General features: G+C 67.6%; 5 protein-coding genes and 1 pseudogene. 1 reads left to right on the top strand and 5 read right to left on the bottom strand.

All coding sequences use genetic code 11. The annotated features are described in order from the left end of the window. Positions 1-191: 191 nt before the first annotated feature. Complete coding sequence (locus ACWD11_RS34945) at positions 192-950, top strand: HNH endonuclease (protein ID WP_451287924.1); 759 nt, start codon at positions 192-194, stop codon at positions 948-950. A 301-nt stretch (positions 951-1251) separates the two neighbouring features. On the opposite strand, the gene ACWD11_RS34940 is transcribed toward ACWD11_RS34945, so the two are convergent. The 5 genes and pseudogenes from ACWD11_RS34940 to ACWD11_RS34920 all read right to left on the bottom strand — a co-directional run bounded on the left by ACWD11_RS34940 (position 1252) and on the right by ACWD11_RS34920 (position 6170). Next, positions 1252-1680 (bottom strand): hypothetical protein, encoded by a 429-nt coding sequence (locus ACWD11_RS34940; RefSeq protein WP_451287922.1) that lies wholly within the window; start codon positions 1678-1680, stop codon positions 1252-1254. A gap of 30 nt (positions 1681-1710) precedes the next feature. Next, positions 1711-3185, bottom strand: a pseudogene (locus ACWD11_RS34935) (NF041680 family putative transposase). A 287-nt stretch (positions 3186-3472) separates the two neighbouring features. Further along, positions 3473-4366 (bottom strand): replication-relaxation family protein, encoded by an 894-nt coding sequence (locus ACWD11_RS34930; RefSeq protein WP_451287920.1) that lies wholly within the window; start codon positions 4364-4366, stop codon positions 3473-3475. 418 nt (positions 4367-4784) lie between these two features. Beyond that, the gene (locus tag ACWD11_RS34925) at positions 4785-5258 is read right to left on the bottom strand and encodes a hypothetical protein (RefSeq protein WP_451287918.1); all 474 of its coding nucleotides are present in this window, start codon (positions 5256-5258) and stop codon (positions 4785-4787) included. A gap of 468 nt (positions 5259-5726) precedes the next feature. Further along, a complete protein-coding gene (locus ACWD11_RS34920) occupies positions 5727-6170 on the bottom strand; it encodes a hypothetical protein (RefSeq protein ID WP_451287916.1) in 444 nt (147 codons plus the stop codon). Between the last annotated feature and the right edge of the window lie 607 nt (positions 6171-6777).

Here is a 6777-nt window from a genome sequence, read left to right as displayed (position 1 = left end):
CGCCAGTATCAAGCACGACTCAGTCACTACAAACGACGTGGACACAGCCCTTGAAAACTGCCCAGCACTCAGAACAAGCACCGTTGCAGTACTAGGTCCGGCCCCGGGTATTGGCTACCGGGGCGATGGCCAGGCTGCCTGTCAGTGGCTCTCCGTACGATGCCGCCGAAGTGAGTGACAGAGGGGTGGAGATGGCAGGGGCCAGCCAAGAGGTGCTGAGCAAGGACCGGGGGAATCAGCCCCTCTGGGTATGGATCATGGTCTTGATGGCGCACGGGCGCCGCTGTGTGTATTGCGACGAGCGGCAGTCGCAGACCCTTGAGCACGAGGTGCCGTTGGCGGGCCCGGCGGGGCGGGACGTCTGGTGGAATCTCGTGCCTGCGTGCGACCGGTGTAACGGTTGGAAGCAGAAGAAGTCCGCGGTTGAGTGGGCGCGTGACATGAAGCTGCATCATGCGTACCCGAAAGTCGGCTTCGCCCGCCATGCGCTGCCGCTCTATCTCGTTGAAGGGATCAACGATCGTGTAGCTCAGGTACTGCGTGAGATACGCGAACCCGCTCGGCGCCAGTGGTTCGAGCACCACTACGGACGTAAGCGCACTCCGCGGTTGCGCCGGGACAAGCACGAAGAAGCCCAACGATGCGCTGAAGGAATGGAGCGTTACCCCTATGCGCCGTGGGAGTCCCGGGAGATCAAGCCACCCACGCGCCACTGCATGCGAGTGCTGTGCTGCGGCTACCAACAAGAGGACGCACACCCGGAGTTCATAACCCTGGCCGAAGCCGAGCGTGAAGACCTGCGGCGTATGGCTTACGAGAAAGGCTGGTACCTCGGTGATCTGATCGGCAACCTACTGGATCAGGCCCTTGAGGAGTGGCGCCGGTCTCGGCCGGGAGACCGCTGCGAGGAAAGGGCCGGTGGTGTGAACCGCGAAGGACGGTCGGCGTAGCTGTCGGACGCGCGCCTTTCTCGCTGACCTCGGCTCCCAGCAGCAGACAATTCCAAGCAGGGAGCGCCCAGTTCCGCTGCCGGGGAGTTGTTGGTTCCTGGTCCGTGGCGGAGGCTTTCGGTGACCGGGTTCGAGCAGTTGCCTGCGAGACTTTCGCCGGGCAATCTGACCGCGTCGCAGTACCCCAAAGGACCGTGCATCGGCCGCTCCCTCCCCGCGTGCGCTCCGGGAAGCATGCCCTATGTGCGGCCGCCACAGCCGGCCTGACTCTGACCTTGTCGTTTAACCAATGACTGCGTGGTCACGGTGTCATTGGACGCTGGTGAGCTTGCTTGTCGGTGGCCTCGGCCTGAGTGAGTGCTCGGCGCATGGCGGCGGCGTGCTCGCGAGTGAGGTCGCGGAGAGTGGATGAGTGCGCGGTCCGCTGGGCTGCGGCTTCGGCTTCCTCCGTCCATTTTCTCATGACTTCGAGGGGACGTTGGTGGCCGCAGTCCACTTCGGTGCCGGACTGGTCTCGGACGACGGCTTCAAAGCCGATGTTCACCCAGACACTGACTCCCTGGTCATGGAAGACGACGTCGAAGGGTGCTTCGTCAGAGTCCTCGCTTACAGCGGTTTGGGTGGCGATGGTGAACCTCTCCTTGGGGTTCATCCAGTAGTCCTCGCCCAACGGCTCGATCCAGACTGTAAGTATCTTCTCGGTGTCGTTGTTCAACCTGATCTTAGGCATGCCCGCAGCGTAGAGCCGCTCCCGAAGGCGTCAGGTGCCGGATCCGGTGCGACGAGGTTTTGTGCCGACCTTGTGGTGCGCCGGGCGGGTGTAGGCCTCACCGGTCACGAGGACGCGTCCCACTTCGTAGCGGGCGGCGGGGCGCCGGTTTGGTGATCCGGGAGGTCGTCCGGGGCCAGGGCGGGTGGGTTTCGGTGCACGGGCTGGCGTGCCGGTCTTCGCGTGCAGGTTCCTGAACCCTGGGCGGACCCGGGCCGGGGTGAGCCTGTTCGGTTCCGCCGGTCGCTCCCACGGCCGACGGAGATCCGCGGTGAGGGGACGGGCGAGGCGGAGTTGCGCGTGGGCGGCCAGGACGAGCCAGGTCCACCGGTCGGCCGCGGCTGAATCCCGGAGCCTGGGCCGGGTCCAGCCCAGAGTCTGCTTGAGCAGGCGGAAGGTGTGCTCGACGTCGAACCTCCGTAGGAACGCTTGCCAACACCGGTCGACGTCCCCGGGGGCGGCACCGGTCCCCGACCACCACAGCCAGACCAGCTTGTTCACCCCGCCGCTGGGCAGCTTCGCCACGATCAACCGGATCACCGTGCCCTCGATGATCGGCAACGGTCCCTCGTGATCCCCCCACGCTGCCCTGCGGGTCAGCCAGGGATGGAGCCGGTCCCACGCCTGCGCGGTCGCGGTCCCGTACCGGTCCGTCACGGTCGAGGTAACCGCCGTCTCGTTGCCCCAGGTGCCCGGGTCGCCGAACACGAACTCACCGCCGTGCTTCGGGGGACGTCCGCCCTGCGGCGGGCAGATCCACGGGACAGGGACCGGCTTGCGCATCACCCGGTCAGAACGGAGCCGGCCCAACACCTCGATCGGCATGTCCGCCAGAGGTGCGCGATCCGAGGCGCGTCGTACCCGGCGTCCAGGACGACGAGGACGTCCGGCTGAGCCTGCTGCCACTGACCGGCCGCGATGAGGCGTTCGACGACCTCGCGGACCTGGGCGGCGGTGACGGCCGCGACGTCGGCACCCGGTTCCAGCCGGATCGCGTCCAGCAGCGCGGTCCAGGACGTGCGGCCCGTCTTCAGCGCGGCGACGATCGAGTACGGCCAACCGGGCACCATCTGGTGCTTGCCCAGGCCCCGGCCGAAGGTGTGGCAGAACGACCGGTCGGAGCAGGTTTCCGCGTCCGGCCGCAGCCACGGCGACACGTCCACCGCGAGCACCAGGCGCCCGTCGGCGGCCCGGGGCAACGGAACCCCGACCAAGGCCCGCCGAAGCCGGGCGACGTCTATCCGGCCCTTATTCAGCCCGGCGTACAGGGCGCCGTGGCCACGCCGGTGCTCGGGCGCGAGGGCCAAGTCCACAAGCGTGCGGACCGGACCGTCGGTGCACAACAGCGCGTCGCACAACCCGAAGAGCGCATCACGGCAGGCCAGCAGGGAGGCGTACACCTCGGTGCGGAACGCCGTCACCGCTGCGAACGCGTCTCGTTGAACCTTGTACTCGACCTGTCCCACGATCCGGCCTCCACCGCCGCGCCGACCTCTTCGCGCAGGATCGGGCCCCAGTCCCGTGGACACGCCGTGAACTGGGAAACCCCGAACAAGTTCGAGACCCGTTCGACGGCGGACCAAAAACGTCAAGCTGACTGCCTGTTCTCTATCTGCTTGCCTGGTCGGCCCAGTTCGCACAGTGTCCAGTTTCGGTTGAGCTGACCGACGGCCCAGGCATGGAAGAGAGGCCTCTGGCGAGGAGGCAGGCAGTCGTGGTTGGTGTGCTAATTCCGTGCGGGCGGGGCGGTCGGTCAGGGTTGCATCCAGCTGACGCGTTGTTCGGGATCATGAACGGGCCGCCATACGGGGGCCGCTGGTCCGTGCTCAAGGAGGTCCGTCAACGGAGCTGCACGGATGGGTACCTGGTGCCGGAAGTCGGCCTGGGTCAGTCCGGCTGCGGCGTGGAGGGCGCTGAGCCGGTTGTCGACCCCTTTGGGGCCGGTGCCGTCCAGGACGAACAACACGCGCGGGAAGAGCGGGTACTTCCGTCGCCATTCCTCCACCGGCAGCTCGTGTACGACGCTCCGGGCCCGCCCGGCGGGGACGGATGCGGGCACGTACCGGTAGAGCCGCTCATAGGCGGTGATCTTGGCGGCGAGGCGTTCGGGGCCCATGGTGGCCCGGTCGACTTCGACGAACGCCCGCAGCATCGACCCTCCATCACCGTCCTGGCGGCGGCGCTGGTAGTAGAGCAGGGCGTCGGGTATGAGGGCCTCGCCGCCCCCGAGGGGGTGGTAGACCTCGGTGAGCCAGTCCAGAGGTTGGCACACGTCTCTGCGGCGGCGGGCGTCTTGCACGAAGGCCAGGGCGGTCTGGGTCACCGTCAGGGCGTGATAGACCCGCAGGCGTGCGGCCGTGCGGTCCCAGCCCAGCCTGGCAGGCTGCCAGTCCCGTAACTCCGGCCATTCGCAGGCGACCTGTGCCCCGTACTGGGTCACGAACCACACCCGCATCCGGCCGGCCTGCGGCAGCGTGATCCGGTCGATCAGCCCCTCGCCCTGCAACTTCACCAGCCGCCGCCGTGTCTGCTCGATCCGCACCCCCGGTGCGATCAGCTGGTGCATCTGCTCCGTCGTGGCCATCCGGTACTGCGCCAGCACCGCCAGCGCCAGCCGGTCTCCACCGCCCGCGTCCCCACGCGCCATCGCCTCGCCCCTTCCCTATGGCGCAGCGCCGTCCTGACCGCCGCCGCGCATGGCCATGGCATCAGCCGGCCCCGACCAGACCACCGACCACGAAGACCCGACCACGGTCACGATGCGACAACCCCGCCGCACACCAGGCCGACAACCCCTCCATAAACTCCGCCGACATCCCCGCCGACAACTGCCTGCCCCCAGCGACCACTTGCCCACGTCAACGCAGCTCACCACGCCTGACCAGCCATGGTCGCCAGCCCGACATCCCCCTCTGCACACTCCCGCGCCCCACCAACAAAAGAGAAGGAAGGAATGGGCGGGCGTACGGGAGCGCACCGTCGGGGGATCGAGGCGGCGTCGTCTCTATTGCGCGTCGGCAGCGCCTCCGCGCAGCGCCGCACGCAGGAGTGGCGTGCACGAGGATTCAGGACCCGGTGCCGGCGCCTCCCGCCTCGTACAGCGCGCGGGCTTCGTTCAGGGCGCGCTGCCAGCTGCGTGCCACCCCACCGTGTTCGCGAGCAAGACGCGCGGCCATGCCCCGCCGGTAGCCACCTTCCGCGCGCAACGCAGCCAGGGCCACGGCAACCGCCTGCTCCCGCCGCGCCCGGTCAGCCCCGCCGTAGCCACCGCGCCCGTCTCCCGGTTTGCGCCCCGCCGTTCCTAGCCGGCCGGTACCGACGTCCTCCTGCCAGGCCGCCCAGAACGCCTCCACGGCCTGCTGATCGAAGTAGTGTGTCCGCCCCACCGTGTACACCACCTCGGGATGCCGACACCCCTCCGGCCGCGTATGCCGCTCGGCGTACCAGCGAGCGAGCGTCGCAGCCGATGCGCCCGTCAGCCCAGCGATCCACGCCCGGCTGACTACCCACCGACCCTCATGCAGCAGGCGCAGCGACACGCCCTCCGACACCATCAACTCCCCGCCTCTGCCTTCGACTTCTCACCCGCCATACAACCTACCGTCCCATAGGATTGATGAGCCTCCGCTGGAAGGGGCCGCTGGCGGGGAACTCTCCGGACCAGGTTTGCCGACCTACCGGAAACACAATTCCCCGCCAGCATCAAAAACCGCCCAAACAAAAAAGGCGCAGCAGAACAAGAAAATCTCATCCCGCGGAGCGGGTGGCCTGGCGCTGCGCGCCAGGCAAGCGAAAAGCCCCCGGCAAGCCGGGGGCTCAAAACGGGAGAGGTTCCCGCAAGCGGGAACCTGGGTCGCGCTGCGCGCCGACCAGGCGAGCACGGCGCGGTGCGCCTTCAATGGTGGGCCGGGGTGCCGAGGGTCCCGCACCCCGGCCCTGTGCCCCGTCGGCGGGAACCGGGGCGGAAAGGGCGGGCCAGGTCGCCATCCACAGCCCGCCCAGGCTTCCTACAGGACCGTGTAGGCCACCGGCGGGTAGACCGCCTCCGTGTCCCCGTCGTCCTCACGGTGGACACCAGGCGCGTCCAGGAAAGCCGCCGCCCTCTCCCCATGTCCGATCAGCTCGGCTGCCTCGGCGGCGCTGCACTCCTCCAGCACACCCCAAGCCAAATGCCACGCCTGCACGGTGCAGGACGCACCCTGGTCCTCGCCTGCGGGGGAACGCAGGTACATGACCCCGTGGCACAGCGTCTGCGCCAGCCCGCAAGCCAGCAGGAACACGAAGTTGTCGAAGTACCGCTCCTCCGCGCCCACGAGATCGTCCCTGCCGCCGTCTCCCTCAACGGTCAGCGGGAGCGTGGCACTCAGAGGGCGTTCCTGGCCGTCCATGTCGACGCCCAGCCGTAAGACGTGCTCACCCGGGGCCAGCCGCACCATTATGTGCGCGAGCACCGCGTGGGCTTCCTCCCGAGCTTCAGCGAATACATCCATCGAGATAGGCTTGAGTTTCATCCTCAGTCCTTTGCCTGCTGGAAGAGTGGGCCGTCTGATGAGGTTGCCGCCCCTTCAGACACTCTTATTCTCCCGCAGTTCAATGGAACTGAATGCCTCATTTCAAGCCATCCTGAAGGGCCCACCCGGTAGGAGACGTGATTCCCAATCCGTACACAGCCATCAAGGATGATGCATCCTCCGCTCGGCGCTCGCAGCAAAACAACCTCGGGACAGGGGAGTGGTTCGGGTGGAGCGCAGCGGAGCCCGTCTCTTCGATGGACCGGACACTTCGTCAGACTGACGGCCCGTCACCCACCCTTCCAGGGGGGTGGCCGGGAATCCCAAACCCTACACAGGCGTAAGCATGATGCACCCTCCCTTTGTTGCCAGCCCTAGCATCCGCGCTTGCGCGGATGCCCTCAATTCGCGCTTGCGCGAATTGAGGCGCTTTCAGAATTCCGCTTGCGGAATTCAATTCCCGCGCTTGCGCGGGAATTTGGCGGAGCGTCAGCGGAGCCGTTCACTGCCACGCGGCCTGCCGCGGGGCATCCCGCGGAGCGGGATG

This window comes from Streptomyces sp. NPDC002776, assembly GCF_053592195.1.
Note: the sequence above shows the minus strand (reverse complement) of the source record. Positions and strands in the feature narration are given on the sequence as shown.

What these genes read in the sequence shown, in the direction of transcription:
- ACWD11_RS34945 (WP_451287924.1), top strand. Translation starts at nt 192, where the DNA reads ATGGCAGGGGCCAGCCAAGAGGTGCTGAGCAAGGACCGGGGGAATCAG.
- ACWD11_RS34930 (WP_451287920.1), bottom strand. Translation starts at nt 4,366, where the DNA reads ATGGCGCGTGGGGACGCGGGCGGTGGAGACCGGCTGGCGCTGGCGGTG.
- ACWD11_RS34940 (WP_451287922.1), bottom strand. Translation starts at nt 1,680, where the DNA reads ATGCCTAAGATCAGGTTGAACAACGACACCGAGAAGATACTTACAGTC.